The organism is Legionella drancourtii LLAP12 (assembly GCF_000162755.2).
GTDB classification, from domain to species: Bacteria; Pseudomonadota; Gammaproteobacteria; order Legionellales; family Legionellaceae; genus Legionella; species Legionella drancourtii.
On sequence record NZ_JH413805.1, the window covers coordinates 1 to 18789 of the forward strand.

Genomic DNA, 18789 nt, shown 5'->3' on the forward strand with positions numbered 1-18789 from the left:
AGCAATTTTTAACGCAACTTCTTTTTTTATTTTTGCAGTATTTATGTCATCAAAATGCTCCATCATTATACTTTTGTTAATAATTGGCCACTCATAAAATGGCTTGTCTAAGTAGCTTTGATAAAAAGGTGATTGAGCAAGGGAGTTTTTGACTAGTTTCTTGAATTGCTGGTTTTGATAATCGGCTAATCTTTCGCGAGTTTTGATGTGATGCGCTAAAAAAATAGCTTTGTAGTAGTAATAAAGGATGCGAACAATCATAATTTTTCTTCTCTGATTTGCTTACGAATATGTTCACAATGTGAGGGAATAATCTCAATATTTTTGTTGTGTTTATAGAGCGCATGAAGATTTTTTATGGTTTGGATATAATCATTTTTGTTGTCATGAATAAAGTAAGTAAGGTTGCTAGGATAAACAAGCTCTTTAAAAGTTTCTTGATGCCAGCAACTGTCACCAATTAAAAAAATCTCTTTATCAACTTTAAAATATAAGCCGATGTGCCCTTTAGCATGGCCGGGTAGGGGAATTAAAATAAGTTGTTGATCACCAAATAAATCATAGCCTTGTGAAAATGGGCTGAGATTTTCCCCCAGTTTTATTAGGTTGTTATCAAGTAAAATAGTGCGTTCGTTGAAATCGCTAGGTACTAATCCAGGTAGGAAGCCTTTAAGCAATGCTTTTAATCTACCTTTATGTTTAATGGTATCGATAGCTTGCCGATGACAGATAAATTGTGCATTAGGGAAGTCGTGCAAACCTCCAATGTGATCCGCATGAAAATGGGAAATTACAATGTAATTGATGTCAGTTGGTTGTATGCCCTTTTCTAAAAGTTGCGTTTTGAGAGACTTTTTTAAGATGAGGGGGGTTAAATGACGGTACAGTGATTGCGGGAATTTTTGAGTTAACTGAAGAAAGCGATCAGTATAGCCTGTGTCAAAAAGGATATATCCTTTCCTTTCGTGCTTTATCAAGGCACAGATTGACGGGTATTCTCGTTGTTTAAAATGCCCGTTTTTTAAGGTCATTCGTTCACAATGGCGACAAAAGCCCGCTTCAAATAATTGATAGGTTATCATAGTGATTTATACCATGCGGCATATTCGTTCATGCCTTGCTCAATGCTTTTGATTGGTTTGTAATGCAAATCTCGTTTGGCGGCATCAATATTTAAAGTTTGCCCTAATGCTAGTACCCCAGCACTATAACGAGTAACAGGCGGCTCTTTATTAAAAAGCACGGTGCTGTATATTTTTTCTAGACAGAAAGCCAAAGCATTAACAGTCGAGTAAGAGATATGCTTCATTTTAAGAGGCTTGTCTAATGCTCTGAAAATCATGGATAAAATATTTTTTAAGGTTTTGGGATCGTCATTAGTAATATTGTATTTTTTTCCACGTACTGAATCGTTTGCTGATGCGGCTAATAGTAAGCTTTCGACTACATTATCAACATAAGTAATATCAATAAGATTTTCTCCAGAGCCAATAACCGGCAAAAGACCGTTTTTTTCAGTCTGTAACAACCGAGGAATAATGCTTCGGTCATAAGGGCCAAAAATTGCTCGAGGACGTAGCACAACGACGTTTAGATTTTTTTCTTTAAACGCTTTTTCTATCAACTGTTCTGCCATTAGCTTCGTTTTAATATAATGATTTGCGGTTTTTGTTGGTAGGGGGGAGTCTTCCTTAATATCGTGTTTCTCGGTGAAGTCAAAATAGATGCTTGGTGATGACACATGGATAAGTCGAGTATGAGAGGGAGTTGCCTCTATAATGTTTTGTGTACCGAGAACATTCGCTTGATAAAAATCATTATAGCGGCCCCAGGGGCTAGAAAGTGCTGCGCAATGAAAGATAAAATCGGCTTTTTGAGTTATTGTTTTTAAACGCGTTTGTTCTTGTAAGTCTAATACAACAAAATTAGCGCCCAGTTGAGAGACAACTTTACCGAGGTGTTTATTACGACCCAATGCAATCACTTCATGTCCTGCAGAAATCAGACGCTTGGTTAAGTTTAAACCCAGACAACCCGTTGCTCCTGTGACGATAGAAATCATGTTAATATTCCAGAATCATGCCGCCAGATGAAATGCCCGCGCCCGTGCCAAGAAAATAAATCAATTGTCCGCGCTTTAATTTTTTATTTTCTATAATATCATATAATGCTGTGGGAATTGAGGCAGCCATTTGGTTACCATGCGTCGCATAAATATCAACAAACTTCTCTTGCGGAATCTTTAGGCATTTTCTCATATGATGCATTGCCAGTAAGCTTGCCTGATGCGGTACAAACCAGTCAATGTCCTCAAGGGTTAGCCCTGTATTATTAAATACGATCTCTTTTGTATGGATAATTAGCCGTTTTGCAAGTTTAAATACCTTCTTGCCATCCATAGAAAATAAGCCATAACGTTGATGATCAAAGGATTGCGATGGGGGGATACGCGTTCCACCTGCTTCTACCTGGCAAAAGCTAGAACCTATGCTGTGAGTTTCCATATAGGAGTTTAAAATTCGACTGCTACTATCACTTTTTTCGACTATACACGCTGCTGCGCCATCACCAAAAATACTGCATGTTTCCAAGTCTTGCCAATTAATCCCGGCGGATGGAATATCGCTAGAAACGATAAGAGCACGTTTAAATCGCCCTCCATCAATTAGATAAGATATGGTGTCTAGTGCTGTTAAAAAACTGAGACAAGTACTGTTAATATCAAAGCATGCAATGCCAGAGGTTTCTAGGCCTAATTGTTTTTGAATAAGTGCTGCTGTACAAGGAATTGGTTGCTCGCCAGCACCGCATGCGCCGATAATAACATCAATATCGGTTAGCTCAAGTTCGGCGTTTTTTAGGGCTTCAAGGGCTGCTTGTGCTCCCATGTAAGAGGTTGTTTCTTGTGCTAATGCAAAATGACGAGAAATCAGGCCTGATTTTTTTTCGATACTTCCAAGGGGTAAACCAAGTTTAGAGTCTAACTCTACAGATGAAACTTTAGTATAAGGGAGGTACCTCCCTATACCGATAATCTTTATATTAAGCATTATGGCAATATCCGGAGCATTATTGGCGCAGTATAATTTAAAGAAGTCTATTTTTCCAAGTAAAGTTTCACTAAGTCTATATAATGGGCAAGTAAGTTGATGTTCATTGCTAATCCTCCCGAAAAATAAGTGATGCCAATAATAGAATTTTCTCGTAACCTATGTACTGCATCGTCAAGTTAACTTTGAGCTAAACTGATATTTATTTATCGGGATAAGCAATGTTGGAACGGAAGGCAAAAAGATATCGTTACCCTGTAGAGCTAAATCAGTATAGCGGTATGGAGTTATCATTGTTTAATGACAGTTATCGAGACGTATCGGAGCGCTTCGTATATCGCGGTATTGAAGTAAGTTATGACCGGTGCGTCAATGGTGCATAGCTCACTTTAAAGACATGTAAATGCTTATCTCAAGCTATGCATAATCGTAACCGACAAACTAAGCGGCGACACGAAGCCCATTCATCCGATGAGTAAAGACACGAAGCATCGCATAAAGGACTCAATAATCGGGCAGAAAATGCTCATCACCCCACACGCAAAAAAGAGAAATGCCTTATTCGCTTCAAATCGTCTGCTAGTACCCAAAACGTCCTGGCTTTGATGGGAAAAACCAGAAATCTCTTCGCCTTGACGGTCGGGCGATACACTAATTCGGCAGCACAACAGCGAATTCAATTCTTAATGGCTAAAGACGTTTGGCAAGATGCTGCAACCGAAATTCGTTACGCCTAAAATTTGCATTCAGCTCTTTCTTGGCAGTATTACTAGTTAAGTTGACGGTGCCAGCTACCCATCTTATTTATAATTACCGTTATCAAAACGATATATAACGCCCGCATTACCCATTTGTGCCTGGAATGATTTGCCAAAATGACCGCTATTGGCAGTTGCTGTATAACGATAAGCCGCATTGATGGCGTAGTTTTCTGAGAAATTGTAAGTCAATCCTACCGTTCCTTGATACGCAAAGGCGTTGCCTGATTCTTTAAATAGGGTCGCGTAAAAAGGACCATTGCCTTCCAATTTGGTTTCCATGAACGCATATCCAATGCCAATGCCTACAAACGGTGCAATAGCATCCAACATTTCTGGGAAGTCATAATAAAGATTTGCCATAATAAGATTGGCTAAGGCATGGCCTTCAACATTGAGCTGGTCAATGTGATTTATATAAAAATGCTCTGCTTTAGCATTGATGTAGGTGTATTCAAACTCATAACGAATGGGATTGCTTTGGAATCCTATACGACCGCCTGCATTATAACCGTCGTGATATCGTGCATCCGAGTAGAATGTTCCGAAGCGATTAGTACTGATATTTGATGATATGTGGGAATAACCACCAAAAGCGCTAAGGTACCATCCATCAATCGCCGTTGACGCAGATGCAATGCTGGAAGCTAATAAAGCAGTAGAAAATAGTGCAAATTTCATGACGTCCCTTTGTTATTATTTTTTTATTGAGTCATGTTATCGTTTTGCTTTAAATTTGCAAGCCTTTTAAGCGTCAAAAATCTATCTTAATGAGTCATTTAGGTCTCTGAAAAATAAAAAGTGGCGAAAAAAATAAAAGTATTTGATCAGTACTATACTAAATGAGTCACTTTGAAATCACCTTAGCAAAGTGGCTTCTATCTATCCATGTTTATGCGTCTTTTGGGCGTGCACTTTAGCTCAATAAGTTTCTACTTGTTTAAAATTAATAGTAATGCAATGATAAATTTTATTTTATGAAATGGAGTTTCATTATGACTAGTGCAAAACACGAAAAATCCCCACTCACTATCCCCGTTGAGTTTATTGAAAAAATACAGAATATTATTACCGATATGTCAGCAGAAGGGATTAAGAGAATGACTTTAATTGCTAAAAACGCACAAAGGTTCTACAAAGAACCGGTTGACTCTTGGGTACTCGGTTGGATATATCGGTTCACTCGTACTCGAATTACCCAAATTAATGATTCAATCGGCGCGATGAAAAAAAACGATGACTATTATATGCATCTAAACTGTTTTAAAGAACTTATTAGGGAAGGTTCATGGGAAAAAACCTCGTATAATTATTATTTGTTTTATGAACTAATTAAAACAATACCTGATTATAAGTCATTAGAAGGAGATCAATTGCTTTTATTAGTGCATACGCTTAGAGATGAGATTTTTGTTAAAATTGATACGTTGATTAATGAATATAAGCTTGGGAAGCGGTATCGAAAAAAGCACGATGCAGAAATAGCTGCCATCAGCCAAAATTCACAGCAACGCAGTAACGAAGTGTTAATTTTTAATGATCTGAAGATGGCACAAGCAGAAGCACTAAGTAAAAAAGATAAAATTGTTTTCTGTTTAGTAAACGATGGTAATTGGCAACTTTCATTGGTGGATAGTGTCGGTAGCATTTACTCCTTAGAGTTAACCGATGAGCTTTATCAAAACCTTACAACTAAAAATATTCAAGATATTAAAGGATTACACCCCATCCACTTAAAGCCAATAAAGGCTGAGTGCATTAAAGCAAAAGATCAGTATCTTACTCGCGTTCATTTGCTAAATGCTCCAGAACAAACAAATGAAGAATTGGTAGCACAAAATATTTATTCAACTTTTGTTTTACGTTATGCCGCGGAAAGAAATGCGCTGTGGTGGATAAACAGTTTAGGGGCAATCAATAAAGTTGAGTTAAACGATTATCCTGAAATTAACGCCTTGCTTAGTAATGGTTCTGCACCATTAAATAATGAAGATTTATTAAGATTAAAACTGCAATTATTAACTGTAAAAACCACCCAAAACATTAATTCAAGCATTGTGAATCAATTAGATGGATTGTTAGCAGGGATGTTTAAGGAAAAGGCTAACCCCGCGTCTTCAGAGGTTAAGCGCGTGCATTCAGAAGAACAAGCTAAAGAAATAGCTCTTGCTCGCCTTAAGTTGATTGTTAATCCTAAAGAAAATAATGCCGAGTTGACTCTTCATGGTATCAGCTCTACTTTTATTTTGCGCCAAGCCGGTAAAAAAAACACGCTGTGGTGGGCCAATAGTGTGGGTGTAATTAATAAAATTGAACTGAATGCTTATGCTGAATTGAACGCCTGGCTGCAGGAACATCAAGAGCAGTTGAACCAAGAGGATGAGGTGCAGCTAAAACATTACCTTATGAATGTGAATACTTCTCAAGCATTACCCTTTGAGAAGGTCAGAGTGCTAAACACTTTATTAGCCGATACATTTAAAAAAGTACTACATGCACCAAACTCGGAAGCCTCGGTTAAACCAGCTACCCAGCCTGTGATTACTCCTCCAAAAGCGTTGACCGGAGATAGGTATAGTAGTCTAGCGGAGCTTCCTACTCTCTGGCAGAAAAAGCGACTAGAATACCAACAAGAAGCGCCCAGAAATAGCAGCGTACAATCGTCTAGCAGCGCCTTATAATCTGCTCTGTCTGAATGTTGAGGGTTTATCCGCGGCATTCAGGCTAAGTGATGACATTTTTGTTTTCATATTTCTTTAAAAATACGAAAAAATCTTCCGCACTGAGCGGTGTGCTAAAATAATACCCTTGCATAATATAACAGCCATTTTCTTTTAAAAACTGAGTTTGCTCTTCAGTTTCTACGCCTTCTGCCAGACAATCAATATGCATACGATTTGCCAGAGCAATCGTGTTACAAACAATGTTTCTGCTGTCGATGTTGACGTTAAGATCTTGAACAAATATTTTATCGATTTTTATTTTATCGACTTTAAATAATTTAAGATTACTAAATTCTGAGTATCCTGTGCCAAAATCATCAATCGCGAACGCAATGCCCATTTCAGCAAGTTTGTTAATAATTGGAATGGCCTCATTATTAAAGACATTAGATTCAGTTAATTCCAGTTCAAGATATTGCGGGTTTAATTTAAGTGTATCGAGAATTTCTGCAATACAGTCAACAAGATCTTCTTGAATAAGTTGTTTGGCGGATAAATTAACTGACATTTTAAAGGTATTAAATCCACTGTTTTGCCATTCTTTCAATTGTTGGCATGCTGCGCGTAATACCCACTCGCCAATAGGAAGAATCATGCCATTCATTTCTGCTATGGGAATAAAATCCATGGGTGCTACTAATCCCAATACCGGATTCTGCCAGCGAACTAAGGCTTCTGCACCACAAACTCTACCGGTTCGAAGATCGATAAATGGTTGGTAATTTAAGATTAATTCATTTTTTTCAACAGCTTGATACAGCATATTTTCAATACGCAGTTGTCTGGCTGCATCGGCGTTAATCACTATATTATAAATACATATGCTGTTACCACCACGCTGTGTTGCTAATACTCTTGCGGCTTCTGCATTCGTAATTAATGTGTCTACGTCGCGTCCATTGTCTGGAAAGACACTGACACCGATGCTGCCGCTTAATTTAATTGATTGTTTGGCAACATAGATGGGATTATTGAGTATTACAAATAAATTTTGTACATAATTTTCTATTTCAAATACATCGCTAATTGGTTCAATAAGGATAACAAACACATCCTGTCGCGATAAAGAAACGAAATAATTTTTCTTTTGTTGTAATAAGTGAGCGAGGCGTTGGGATGCACGATTAATAATAGTAGTTGCTGCTTGATGGCCAATACTGTCATTAATTTTTACCATCCCATTTAATGAAAAACAGGCAACCGCAAATTTATAATGATTTCTCACTGCTCGTTCCGTTGCTGTTGTGATATGTTCATAGAGTAATCGTTCATTAGGAAGTTCAGTTAATAGATCATGGGTTGCTTGATAAGTGACTAATTTCAGTGATGTTTCTAATGCTTCTGTGCGTTCTTTTACGCGTTGCTCAAGCAAGGTATTAATATTTTCAAATTTCTGACACAACAGTTCATTTTCATAGCCTAGGCGAAATACTTTGATAATCACTTTATTGCCAATAAAACAGGCAATAAGCATAAAGATACCCAGGGTTACAAACGCAGCAATAATCGGCATATTGAGGTGACTAGCTCCCTCGATAGTTGGAGCGGAAGGGATCGTTAAATAAAGGTGATATAAAATAGCAGGGGCTAGCAAGCAAAGAATACTTACCAGGCCCATGGTTAAATCGACTGCTGTTGAAAAGGAAAAACAAATTAAAACAGCCGATAAAAAATAATGGTCGTCATCGACTGTGTTGCCTCTGACATAAATAAAATACCAATACAGCCCCAAAGTAGGCATATGAAACTGACAATATAGAAATAGCCTTGCCGGAATTCGCGAATTTTTGCGTGTGTAACATCCTCGTGTTCAAAGCGTAGAGACCATAGGATATTGAGTACATTCATAACAACTAAAATAGTATACCAAGTGAAAATCAGCGTTTTCTGAGCAGGATTATAAATAGCGAGTGTATAAAGTAAAGCGCCAATAATATTTGCAAATGCGCCAAGTTTAACTAGATCATGAAACATTTTTGATGTTTCAAATTCTATTTTCTGATTGATTTCATGTTGCTCGCTTAAACTAAGCTGTGTAGCTTTAATCAATTTAGGCGTCTTAGTAGACTTGGCCATGTATCATCCCTTTGCCCAATACAATAAAAAGCGATCCTGAGTTATTTTTTAATTATACTCTCTATTATATTAGTATTAATTTGCGTAATTATGTTTCAATTAATTAGAAATTGATGCGGAATTTATGGAGTAGAATTCATGGTTGCTTATTTTAGATGAATAATTTTAATTATTTATCAAAAGATTATCTGGAGAATATAAATGGTTTGGATGTAGCCAACAAAATTTATTTAAAAGATGGCATTGGTAATGGAATGGCTAGAGTATGCCCTTCTATTACTGCATTGACTGTGCTGTTTGTTTAGGCAAAACTCCAATTAATTTGTCCACCAATCACCGTCGTTTGGGTATTGGTATGCCCTTTGAGCGAGGTTAAAGCATTGCTAAAATTAATCGGCATTTGCTTGAAGAATGAGTGGCCAACACCTAGATCATAGCCTAATTTTTCAGTTGCTTGAAAATGAGCGCCAACAGTGAGAATTGTTGCACTGCCAATGGGATCGGCAACACCGCGATCTTGATTATTGGAAGGGGTATTTAGGAGCTGTAAGCCTCCTCGTAATAACCATTTGTTCGTTGCCTTAAATGTGGCACCAACCGAATAATCAAAACAGTTATGATAATTAAAGGGAATCGTTACTGAGGTAAGTTCGCCACCGGGGATTTCAGTTTTTTGCATGATAATCTGATTAAATGTTTTCCAGTTGGTATAAAATACTGTGGCCATTCCTGTCCAGCGTTCAGTAATATCATGCTGAATACTTAATTGGGCTCGAGCAGGTAATGAGGCATTGGTCTGTTGTGCACTGGTTCTAAATGCGAGATTATTGGGTTGATATATCGTACTATGTCCTTTGGTTTCAATAGTAATCAATGAATTGTAGCTAAAACCAATCCGGGTTTGTGGACTGAATTTTAATAGCGCGCCCATATTCCAACCATATCCCCAACCATTTAAATGATTATTGAGTCGTGAGTCAACCGGCATTGAAAGTGGTGGTCCATACATATTATTTAAGGTAAATGCCAGATGCAGTGCATCTAATCCTGCACCAATTGAAAAACGTTCGGATAATTTCATACCTAAGCTTGGGCCTACATCGAGTCCTAATACTTCGGAGCGCGTTGCGGCATAACGAGTAATGGAGCTAGGAAAGGATTTATAATTTGTACCTAAGCCAAAAGGAGCTGCAACATGAAAACCAAAGCTAAAGCGGTTAGCCAAAGGTAGGGCATAATAAAAAGACGGCGAAAATGCATTAATCCGACTGCGAGCAACACCTGATTGGATAATTGGTGCCGGAAATGGATAAGGGGGCGTAATAGAGGTTCCCGTAAATTGGGTGGTGCCGGTGATTCCCAAAGCATTAAATACTATTTGTTGATGCGGCAAGTTGACTAAACCTGCTGGATTAGTATAAGCCGTACTTGCATCACTAGCAGCACTTGCCCAATCAGCATAAGCAACCCCTAATCCTGAAGAATTAATAAAGGGTAAGCTAAAATCAGAGGCTACTGTGTATGAAGAGAAGCAGAAAGAGGTAATAGCCAGGTATACACGAGATAGTTGGCGCACGTTAAAATCCTTTTTCTTATAGTCGTGTTGGGACTATTCTATGTAAATTCAATTGCTTGTTAAATGATTGTATCTAATGTTATCTGTTGCTGCAAACAAGGTGGTTGTACCTGGTCGTCAAGCTAAGAAGTTTATACCTTGTCTATCTTCGATTCGTTCGGGCTTCTTCAGCCCGAACGGTTTAGGAGAATACCTTTTTTCCTTAGCTTGAGGGGGGACAGGGTTTCTTATTGTTTATTTTGAATTCTACGCAGTAAACCAGTTAATACGCTTCCCGGGCCAACTTCTTGAAATCTGATGTTTGCTTTGCTTTGTAAATATTCTATGGTTTGTATCCATTGTACCGAATGGGTTATTTGATTGATTAAATTAGTTTTTAGGACTAAAGGATGATAAGCAGATGCATCGACATTGGCAATCACAGGTAGGCATGGGGTAGTAAATTCGAAATCGTGTAAAAAACCAGCAAAAGCTTGTTGGGCGCTGAGCATATAAGGCGAATGAAAAGCGCCACTGACGGACAATGAGATAAACGTCGCATGACGAAAAGGAGCCAAAATTTCCTGGGTGCGTTTTATATCGGCCTTAGGACCAGAAATAACTAATTGTTGATAGCTGTTGTAATTGGCTATGGTCACTGTAGATAAATTATTAGTCTGTATTATGTGCATCAGCTCCTGTTGACTTAACCCTAATACAGCAGCCATTCCACCATCTTGAGCCTGGCTCATTAACTCCCCACGTTTTTTAACTAGTGCTAATCCCGTAATAAAGTCAAAAACGCCTGCGGCAAATAATGCATTATATTCGCCTAAACTATGCCCTGCGACATAGTCTGGTTGTTGTGATGTGTCTGCCAATATTTTTAAATACATAAAGGCATTTACTACATAGAGAGCCGGTTGCGTATATTGCGTTTGATTCAGCAACTGCTGTGGATCTTCAATACACAATTCCTCAATAGAGTAACCTAATAGCTCGTCTGCTTGAGCAGTATAATCGCTAAATTGGGCAAATAATTCTTTGCCCATGCCCTTAATCTGTGCGCCTTGCCCTGGAAAAAGGTACGCGAGCATTAAATGCCTCCATTCTTTAATAACTCAATAATGCCGCCAATCTCTTCCGACATGGGGCGGCACGTTTCAATTGCAGGGGAATGGCGACGTATGGTCTGATAAATGGTTTGGGCATTGTTACTGGCTTTATCAATACCACGTAATTCGAGTGCTTGCGTCGCTGCTAAAAGCAAAATGGCAGTTAGCCGTTCTAAATTAGCCACTGATTCTTGGAAATCAAAACCCGCATGCGTTCCCAGACTATTCACATCTTGATTGTCGCCTTCCGTAGGTAAGGTAAATGCTTGGTGTGCCTGCGCTAACTTGCGATTTTGTACAGCAAGTGCGGCTGAGAGGAGTTGCATTGAGCGAAAGCCATTATGTTTATTTGGATCGGGTACCAGATTTACCGGTAAGTTATGATTTTTACGTGGATGAACTAAGTTCGCCAGTAAAGCATGGATCCAGGTTGACGCTTGTGCGATATTCATTTTTAAAATATCACAGGCATCGGTAATGTAATAGCCCATAAAATTAGCACTATGATGAATGTTTTCTCCGTGTACATCGATAATGGGGTTGTCATTGACAGAATTCATTTCATTTTCTACCCAAATAATCGCACGTTCCAAATTTTCTTGAAATGGGCCAAATCCTTGGGGTACTGAGCGAATGGAATAGTAATCTTGCACTGGTTTGTGGTTGCAATCTGTAGTGCGCAATTCATCTAAATCCGTTAGTAATTGGCTTCCTTGCCAAAAATCGATAAAAAATTGATTAATGCTGTTTTCACCGAGTTGCTGTTTCACTTGATGAACCATAGGATGATAGGCGCTACTGATCACCAATAATGACTCTAAGGTCATCGCGATTGCTGCAAGCATTTGCTTGAATAATCGTTGCAAATCATAAATAGCCAGACTGGTTATCGCGGTCATAAATGAGGTGCCATTAATGAGTGCCAGCCCATCTCGCATGACGGGCTTATAGGGTTTAAGGCCAGCTCGTTGTATGGCTTCAGGAGCCATCATCACTTTATCTTGATAAGTTACTGCAACTTGCTCACCTATAAGTGCTGCGGCAATCATCGCTAAAGGAATCAAATCGCCACTGGCGCCAATGGAGCCATAACAACGTACCACAGGGGTAATGCCGGCGTTGAGAAAGTCAAGTAGTGAGTTCACTAACTCAGGATGAATACCCGAATACCCTTGTGCTAGGCAATGGGCACGTAAGAGCATGGTCATTCGGACAATCTGTGGGGAAACAACAGGTCCCAAACCACAAGAAAGTGAACGAATAATGTTTTCTTGCCGCGTGTTAATCGAATCATAATAGTCAAGCGCTTCAGTTTCTTTGATTGCCGTATCGATATAACGTACTTGGTCACCAAAGTTGGTATTAATACCATAAATGGGAACTCGTGAATCGACATGAACTTTTAAAAACTGATAGGCAGCCTCAACAGCTTCCATTGCCTGCTGGGGTATGGCAACAGCGGATGAATATTTGCTCAATGCCTGTGATGTGGCAATGGTTAACCGGCAACCCTTACCAATAGTAATCAGGATTTTATTTGCAGTAGCGTTTGCTGCTCTGGGGGTACTAATTGACTCAAAACATTCCATTCTTTTTTAACTCCTTTTTGGGATCATAATTTATCACGAATAGATTTTTAATCCACAAAAATTATTACAAAAAATGAGATGACTTTATTAAATAGTATTGATAGCATGATGAAAATTTTAAAATAACCTGCTCAGCAAATGGACGTTGCTCATGCATCATATTGTTAATGTGCTCCAGCGTAGGGCACAAAAAAATCCTCATCAAGAAGCGGTTCTCTATTTGGAAGATGGCGAGCAAGAGACGGCGCGTTGTTCTTATTATGAGCTAGATCAACAGGCGCGCGCCATTGCCGCTTGGTTGCAAACACATAACCTGATCGACCAGCGTATATTGCTTCTTTATCCTACGGGTATCGATTTTGTTGTCAGTTTAATAGGCTGTTGGTATGCAGGAGCCGTTGCGGTGCCGGTACCTTGCCCTAAAGTAGATGAATTTGGCAAACACCAGGCTTTAATTAGCAGTATTGCTCAGGATGCTGATATTGCCGCAGTGATGACAACTTCACTGTATCAGATGAATATAGACGCAGTTCTTACGAAAAAAATTCCTGTCTTGGCTATAGAGACTATTGATTTGGCAACAGTTGCCAATTATCGGCTAGCTGCACTGCGCAAGGATGCTATAGCTTATTTGCAATATACTTCGGGCTCAACTTCAGCGCCTAAAGCAGCGATCATCAGTCATGAAAATTTACAACATAGCCTGAAAGAAACAATTAAAGCTTGGCACTATACTTCCAAGAGCACTACGTTAAACTGGGCACCACATACGCATGTCTATGGGTTAGTTTGCGGCATTTTAGTTCCACTGTACCATGGTACGCGCGCGATTATTATGCCTCCGGCGGCCTTCATTAATAAACCAATAGTGTGGTTGGCTGCAATTTCAACCTATCAGGCTTCACATGGTGGTTGTCCTAATTTTGGTTATGATGTTTGTGTACGGCATATTAATGAGTCAGAGCTTACGGGTCTTGATCTGAGCCATTGGCGAGTTGCTGTTAATGGTGGTGATGTGGTGCAGCAGCAGACTCTAACTGCTTTTGTGAATAAATTCCAGCGCTGTGGTTTTGCTTTAAAACAAATTTGTTCTGCATACGGAATGTCGGAATTAGCCGGAGCTATAACGGTTACGCCATTTGCGACTGAACCACGTGTGTGCATGCCCCAAACGAATACTTTCCCTCAAAATTTCTTGCCACGGCCGGTGTTAAGCAGCGGTAAAGTCTTAGGGGGATTGCAGGCTATAGCGGTTGATCCTCAAACTGGCTTGCCTGTTGTCGCTGGGGAAGTAGGCGAAATTTGGCTGTCTGGTAAATCTGTAGTACGTGGTTATTGGCGACGTCCTCAAGAGACGGACGCTGTTTTTAATGCCCGGGTACCAGGAAATAAACGTAGCTATTTTAAAACGGGCGATCTGGGATTTATTACTGATAACGAACTTTATTTAACAGGACGATTAAAAGAAGTGATGATTGTTTATGGAAAAAAATATTATCCACTTGATTTTGAACTATCGATTGCCGGCGCCTTAACTGTTTTACAAATTGATTTACCGCAAGCGGTATTTTCAACAGAAATTGCCGGTAAAGAAGAAATTATTGTTGTACAGGAATTGGCAGAGGAAACAAGCCAGGCGCTGTGGCCTGAAATTACCGATACCATTCGTCATGTTATTACGCAGCAGTATGGCGTCGATATTTATCAGGTAGTATTTACTCCCCAAGGCGCACTTCCCAAAACAGGTAGTGGTAAATTACAGCGTAAAAAATGTCAGTTAGCCTTTAATGAACAAAGACTCACGATATTAACACCACCTGCTTTACCCACACCAAGCCTTACTAATTTAAGTTCTGAGGACTGGAATCAGGCACGTTTTAAAGCCTTGGTTGCTAATGTTTTGGGCATTGATGAACAGCGTATTGATTTGCAAGCACCTCTTAGCCGCTATGAATTTGATTCTATTAATATTATTCAGTTAATTGCCCGGTTTAATGAAGAATATCAATTGGCATTATCGCCGGCAACCTTATATGAGTATGCAACTTTAGCTGAGTTTTATACGGCTCTTTTAGTTAACAACACAAATTGTGCAATCCTCACTGAAGACCATCAGCAGCAAGATAAAGATACAGATATTGCTATTATCGGGATAAGTGGCGTTTTTCCGCAAGCACCAGACATTGACAGCTTTTGGGATAATTTAGCGCAAGGTAGGGATTGTATCAGCGAAGTACCGACATCGCGTTGGGATTGGCGTGATTTAACGGTGCAGTGGGGTGGTTTTATTGACCATGTGGATGAATTTGATGCCGCATTTTTTAATATCTCGCCACGTGAGGCCGAATTAATTGATCCCCAACAACGCTTGTTTTTACAAACTGTATGGAAAACTATTGAAGATGCAGGGCATACCACCTCAACGCTGGCTGCATTGAAAACCGGTTTATTTGTCGGGGTATTTAATCATGATTATGCTGAATTGCTGCAACAGCACGAAGTGATGGATGCTTATGTTACCACAGGCACGATGAACAGTATGATTGCCAATCGTATTTCCTACTTTTTAAACTTGCGTGGCCCCAGTGAAGCCATTGATACAGCTTGTTCCAGCTCCTTGGTTGCTGTTCATCAGGCAGTGCACGCCATTTTACATGGCGATTGCGACATTGCCATTGCGGGCGGTGTGAATACTCTGATTACACCAACATCCTTTATTTCTGCACATAAAGCCGGCATGTTAAGTGCTGATGGTCGCTGTAAGACCTTTGATAAAAATGCGAATGGCTATGTACGTGGTGAGGGAGCAGGTGCGCTTTTATTGAAAAAATTAGCGCAAGCAGTACAAGATGGCGATCATATTTATGGCGTGATCAAAGGAACTGCAATTAATCATGGTGGCCATGCAAATACCTTAACCGCACCAAATCCCAATGCGCAGGCCGAAGTGATAGTCTCAGCCTGTCAGCGGGCGCAAGTTGCTGTTGATAGCATTCAATACATTGAAACGCATGGTACGGGAACACCCTTAGGTGATCCGATTGAGATTAATGGTTTGAAAAAAGCCTTCCAACAATTGGCATTAGAGCAACAGATAGAATCATTGCCCACAAAATATTGTGGTTTAGGGGCGGTGAAAACCCAGATTGGTCATTTGGAGTCTGCAGCAGGTGTTGCCGGTATTATTAAAATATTATTGGCAATGCGCCACGAATTAATCCCAGCCAATTTACATTTAAACGAATTAAATCCGTACATCGAAATTAAGGACAGCCCATTTTATCTGATTGATAAAATGGTTCCTTGGCCAAGAAAAGCTGGTGCAACTCCCAGACGAGCTGGAGTGAGCTCTTTTGGCTTTGGTGGTGCGAATGCCCACATCATTCTTGAGGATAGTCCCAAACAAAAACCCACGCCAATGCCTAATGAGCCTGCATTTTATCTAATTACCTTGTCCGCAATGACTACTCAAGCCTTGCAACAACGTTCGCGTGATTTACTTGCCTGGTTAGAACGTCAGCAGGATTTGCCTGATTTAGCGGCCTTAAGTTATACCTTAAATGTAGGGCGACAACATTTTGAGCAGCGTTTTTGTGTGATCGTGGATACGGTATTGGCATTAAAGCAGCATTTGCAGGCAATGCTGTCTGGAGTGCTTGCAGACAGTACGTTATTTTCTGAGCAGTTAGCCCATTTAAATCGTCTGCGCGATGAGTATCTTGATGGTAAGCCGGTTGATTGGCGCATGCTCTATGGTGATTATCAGGAGAAAATAACGCTGCCATCGTACCCTTTTGCCAAGGAGTCTTATTGGTTAGAACGAAAAGCCAAACCGCGAGGGAAGTTACACGCATTACTTGATGAGAATATTTCTACCTTGTCTGCGACTGTTTTTAGTAAATCATTTACTGGCACGGAGTTTTACCTGCGTGAGCATCAGGTAAATAATGAGGCTGTTTTGCCAGGTGTTGTTTGTTTGGAAATGGTGAGCACCGCAGCCAGTATGGCGCTAAACAATCAAGCAATAACCATATTAAGTGATATTGTTTGGAAAAAACCGATTAAGGGAATGGTGTTACACCATGCCTTACATATTAAACTCGTTTCTGAGACGGATTATATTTCTTTTGTCATCACGGATAATGAAGAGGCTGTTGATTATGCCAGTGGTAGGCTACACACTATTGCTGCTCCTTACCCGGAAAAACCTGCTTCATTAAATCAGCAGCAAATACGGCAGGGTTTGCCTAACACCCAGACTCCTGAGGAGATTTATACTTATTTTAAAAATGCTGGGCTAGACTATGGTCCTGGTTTCCAGGTGATTCAAAGCCTGCATTATAATGAGCAATCATTATTAGCTGAATTGGCTTTGCCTTCATGCATGCAAGCACAGAAAAATGAATGGCTGTTGCATCCTGCTTTATGCGATGGGATTCTCCAAACAACCCAAGTGTTGCTTAAAAATCGTCAAGTGCATTATTTGCCTTTTTCTATTGATCAAATGCATATTTATAGGGCGCTACCCGATTCGTGCTTGGTACATGCCTGCTTAATTTCGGATGTAAATGAGCAGCATTTTCCTGTATTTGATATTCAGGTGACTGATGCTGAGGGAGCACTCTTACTGATTATTACAGGGTTTACCTTAGGCGCGCTTACTTACGAAGCAGTTACTCCTGAAGTAGGTTATTACCAGCCGCTATGGATAGAACAGCCGCGCTTATCTGCAAACAGCGCGTCTGGTTCCATGCGGATTATTGGTCATAGTGAAGCAACTATGAATGCATTGCAGGCCCAATTTAGTACCTGGAATCCTGTGTGTCAGCTCATTGATATTCATGAGCTGGGTAGTATAAAAATCGAGTCGTTAACGGATTATATTTTGATTGGTCTGGAAGAAATTAATGATGAGGATTTGTCTGCTGCCGGCCACATTCAAAACTATTTACAGCAAACTTATTATTTTGTTCATAAAGTTATTGCTAAATTAATTCAATTAAAACCCACGCAGCTCACACAAATAATTTGTGTTAGTAACGGCAAATCTATTTTTGCACGCGCGTTAGGAGGCCTGGCAAAAACCTTAGTTCAGGAGCAACCCAATTTATCCTGTCGTTTTGTTGAGCTTTATGAGCCGAGCATACTGGTGTCGGAGTTAAGCCAATCTGAAACTCAAGTCAGATATGATGAGCAGAATCGCCGTTTTATAAATCAGTATGAGCTATTTCCTGATGCGCCTATGGCGGATGATTTGCCGCTTAAAACGGTGGGGGTTTACTTAATTACCGGTGGACTAGGTGGCTTAGGCTATTTGTTTGCGACTTATTTAGCCGAACATTATCAGGCACGTCTGATCTTAACAGGGCGTTCTATGCTTACAGACAAGCATATAAAAATGCTCGCTAAGCTTGAGCAAAAAGGCGCCTCAATTTTCTATGTACAGGCGAATATTAGCAATTATGAAGATGTTGCGATGCTTATTGAGCGTGCCAAACAACATTTTGGCACCATAAATGGCATTCTTCATGCTGCTGGCCTTACCGCTGATGGTTTTTGGGCTAAGAAAACCACTGCAGAGATGGCTACTGTTTTAGCACCAAAAGTTCAAGGTGCTTGTTATTTACATGCAGCAACACAGAATGAGCCTTTGGATTTTTTGGTTTTATTTTCCTCCGTCGCAGCGGTATTTGGTAACCCTGGACAAAGTGATTATGCCTATGCAAACGCTTTTTTGGATGAGTTTGCTATTGCACGTGAACAACAAAGGCTCTTGGGGCATTGTGCCGGGCGTACGATGGCAATTAATTGGCCTCACTGGGAAGATGGAGGGCTAAAACTGGCTCCTGAATACCAACATTGGCTGGAAAAAAAACTGGGTATTGTCAGTTTATCAACCGTTCAAGGCTTAAATGCTTTTGTA

At 39.8% G+C, this 18789-nt stretch carries 13 protein-coding genes and 1 pseudogene; 4 read left to right on the top strand and 10 right to left on the bottom strand.

The genetic code is table 11. From position 1 onward, the window contains the following. The 4 genes and pseudogenes from LDG_RS03610 to LDG_RS03625 form a co-directional block, all read right to left on the bottom strand. A pseudogene (locus LDG_RS03610) lies at positions 1–261 on the bottom strand (F390 synthetase-related protein); the annotation flags it as partial. Beyond that, positions 258–1082 carry an MBL fold metallo-hydrolase gene (locus LDG_RS03615; protein WP_006869786.1) on the bottom strand — a complete coding sequence of 275 codons (825 nt, stop codon included), beginning with the start codon at positions 1080–1082 and terminating at the stop codon, positions 258–260. The pseudogene LDG_RS03610 and the gene LDG_RS03615, both read right to left, overlap by 4 nt. Further along, the gene (locus LDG_RS03620) at positions 1079–2062 is read right to left on the bottom strand and encodes an NAD-dependent epimerase/dehydratase family protein (RefSeq protein WP_006869787.1); all 984 of its coding nucleotides are present in this window, start codon (positions 2060–2062) and stop codon (positions 1079–1081) included. Before LDG_RS03620 ends, LDG_RS03615 begins: the two co-directional genes overlap by 4 nt. Before the next feature lies 1 nt (position 2063). Beyond that, complete coding sequence (locus LDG_RS03625; protein WP_040534393.1) at positions 2064–3050, bottom strand: beta-ketoacyl-ACP synthase III; 987 nt, start codon at positions 3048–3050, stop codon at positions 2064–2066. Positions 3051–3271: 221 nt separating this feature from the next. Here LDG_RS03625 and LDG_RS19520 point away from each other — a divergent pair, with 221 nt between their 5' ends. Further along, complete coding sequence (locus LDG_RS19520) at positions 3272–3433, top strand: hypothetical protein (protein WP_158307862.1); 162 nt, start codon at positions 3272–3274, stop codon at positions 3431–3433. Positions 3434–3850: 417 nt separating this feature from the next. Here LDG_RS19520 and LDG_RS03630 read toward each other — a convergent pair whose 3' ends face one another. Then, positions 3851–4489, bottom strand: coding sequence for an outer membrane protein (locus LDG_RS03630; RefSeq protein ID WP_006869790.1), 639 nt, complete (start codon positions 4487–4489; stop codon positions 3851–3853). Positions 4490–4803: 314 nt separating this feature from the next. Between LDG_RS03630 and LDG_RS03635 the strand changes: the two genes are divergently transcribed. Next, positions 4804–6489 (top strand): hypothetical protein, encoded by a 1686-nt coding sequence (locus tag LDG_RS03635; RefSeq protein ID WP_006869792.1) that lies wholly within the window; start codon positions 4804–4806, stop codon positions 6487–6489. 43 nt (positions 6490–6532) lie between these two features. Here LDG_RS03635 and LDG_RS03640 read toward each other — a convergent pair whose 3' ends face one another. Together LDG_RS03640 and LDG_RS20045 are read right to left on the bottom strand one after the other, a co-directional pair. After that, positions 6533–8044, bottom strand: coding sequence for a putative bifunctional diguanylate cyclase/phosphodiesterase (locus LDG_RS03640; RefSeq protein WP_006869793.1), 1512 nt, complete (start codon positions 8042–8044; stop codon positions 6533–6535). Between the two features lie 140 nt (positions 8045–8184). Further along, positions 8185–8607: a hypothetical protein gene (locus tag LDG_RS20045; protein ID WP_006869794.1), complete on the bottom strand. Its 423-nt coding sequence runs from the start codon at positions 8605–8607 to the stop codon at positions 8185–8187. Between the two features lie 155 nt (positions 8608–8762). Here LDG_RS20045 and LDG_RS19525 point away from each other — a divergent pair, with 155 nt between their 5' ends. Then, positions 8763–8912 (top strand): hypothetical protein, encoded by a 150-nt coding sequence (locus LDG_RS19525; RefSeq protein WP_006869795.1) that lies wholly within the window; start codon positions 8763–8765, stop codon positions 8910–8912. Here LDG_RS19525 and LDG_RS03645 read toward each other — a convergent pair. The 3 genes from LDG_RS03645 to LDG_RS03655 all read right to left on the bottom strand — a co-directional run bounded on the left by LDG_RS03645 (position 8909) and on the right by LDG_RS03655 (position 12866). Next, on the bottom strand, positions 8909–10183 hold the full coding sequence (locus LDG_RS03645; RefSeq protein WP_006869796.1) for an OmpP1/FadL family transporter: 1275 nt from the start codon (positions 10181–10183) through the stop codon (positions 8909–8911). The two genes, LDG_RS19525 and LDG_RS03645, sit on opposite strands and share 4 nt — an antisense overlap. A gap of 227 nt (positions 10184–10410) precedes the next feature. Beyond that, positions 10411–11259 (bottom strand): ACP S-malonyltransferase, encoded by an 849-nt coding sequence (fabD, locus tag LDG_RS03650; RefSeq protein WP_006869797.1) that lies wholly within the window; start codon positions 11257–11259, stop codon positions 10411–10413. Continuing rightward, on the bottom strand, positions 11259–12866 hold the full coding sequence (locus LDG_RS03655; protein ID WP_006869798.1) for an HAL/PAL/TAL family ammonia-lyase: 1608 nt from the start codon (positions 12864–12866) through the stop codon (positions 11259–11261). The genes fabD and LDG_RS03655 overlap by 1 nt, the downstream gene beginning before the upstream one ends. Before the next feature lie 151 nt (positions 12867–13017). Here LDG_RS03655 and LDG_RS20050 point away from each other — a divergent pair. Beyond that, positions 13018–18789, top strand: a 5772-nt coding sequence (locus LDG_RS20050) for an SDR family NAD(P)-dependent oxidoreductase (protein WP_233491413.1), incomplete at its 3' end; no start/stop codon positions are given.